1 protein-coding gene is annotated in these 1,281 nt (G+C 49.1%); it reads left to right on the top strand.

Annotated elements, in window-relative coordinates; translation table 11 throughout:
- Window positions 1-565: 565 nt before the first annotated feature.
- A complete protein-coding gene (locus tag C4B57_12265; GenBank protein PXF50210.1) occupies window positions 566-1,219 on the top strand; it encodes a hypothetical protein in 654 nt (217 codons plus the stop codon).
- Window positions 1,220-1,281 lie beyond the last annotated feature (62 nt).

Here is a 1,281-nt window from a genome sequence, read left to right as displayed (position 1 = left end):
TTACCTTTTTCCGGGTTTCAAAGCTCACTCATCGCGGACCGGAGAGGCAGTGCAATCCGGCCCGCGATCGAAACCCTGCAAAAGGCAAACCGCTCCTGCGGCAGGGCACGGATGGCAACTTCCACAGCGGACCACGGGTTCACCGGATATTTACCTATATAGTAATAATTTAATAAAGATGCCAGGCAAATATATGTCAACCGCCTTCATTGTTATTATGGTACAGATAACAGCCACACAAAATTGGTGTTCCTAATAGCGGTAATCTACTATATATTGTATATATTTCCTTAGGTTGAGCGTTCAACGTTCACGGTTTCCGGTTGAGGCCCTGCCTGGCTGTTAACAAAAGGATAACGCATCAATAAAGAAGGTTCACCGTTCAAGGTTCAAAGGTTGTCAACCCTGAACCTGGAACCTGGAACCCTTGTAAAGTAAACTATAACCTTTGAACCCTGAACCTGGAACCTGGAACCTGGAACCGATCATTTTAGGTATTTATTCATGGTTCTGCTGTAAAAATGGATCTTGCAAAAAACAGGGGCATATATCAATGGCAAATTTAATGGAATCCAGCCGACAGGCTTCATCAAATACGGACAGTACCCTTCCGGATACAGACCTGCCGCTGACTGACAACGCACTTGTTGTATTGGCCTGCAGATATCTTAAGAAAGATGAGCACGGCAGAGTTGTTGAAACGCCCGAAGATATGTTCAGGAGAGTGGCAGAGACAATTGCCCGGGCAGATTTGTTGTACGATGAGAATGCCGATGTGGACACCCTTGCCGGGACCTTTTATGAGATCATGACCTCCCTGCGGTTCATGCCCAATTCGCCGACCCTGATGAACGCGGGCAGGGAGCTTGGACAGCTTGCAGCGTGTTTCGTGCTTCCGATCGAGGACTCCATTGAGAGCATTTTTCAGGCGATACAGCATACCGCCATGATTCACAAGAGCGGAGGGGGCACGGGCTTTTCCTTCTCGCGCATACGTCCCAGGGGAGACAGGGTCAAATCCACGCACGGGATCGCAAGCGGCCCGATCTCCTTTATGACCATATTTGATGTGGCCACCGAGACCGTCAAGCAGGGCGGTGCCAGGCGCGGTGCCAATATGGCTGTTTTGAGAGTGGATCACCCTGATATTGAGGAATTTATTTTTCCATGCGCCAGGTCTAAAACCTTCGCCTTTCAGGCGAAAGGCTTCAGCAGTTAAGGGATCGTGGTAAACTTGCTCATGGGAGGTTATCGCCATAAGCAAAGAATATCGCAAGGGGC

The organism is Deltaproteobacteria bacterium, assembly GCA_003194485.1.
In the GTDB taxonomy this organism is placed as follows: Bacteria; Desulfobacterota; Dissulfuribacteria; order Dissulfuribacterales; family UBA3076; genus UBA3076.
The sequence above is the reverse complement of the archived record's forward strand: the minus strand, read 5'-3'. Positions and strand labels throughout refer to the sequence as shown.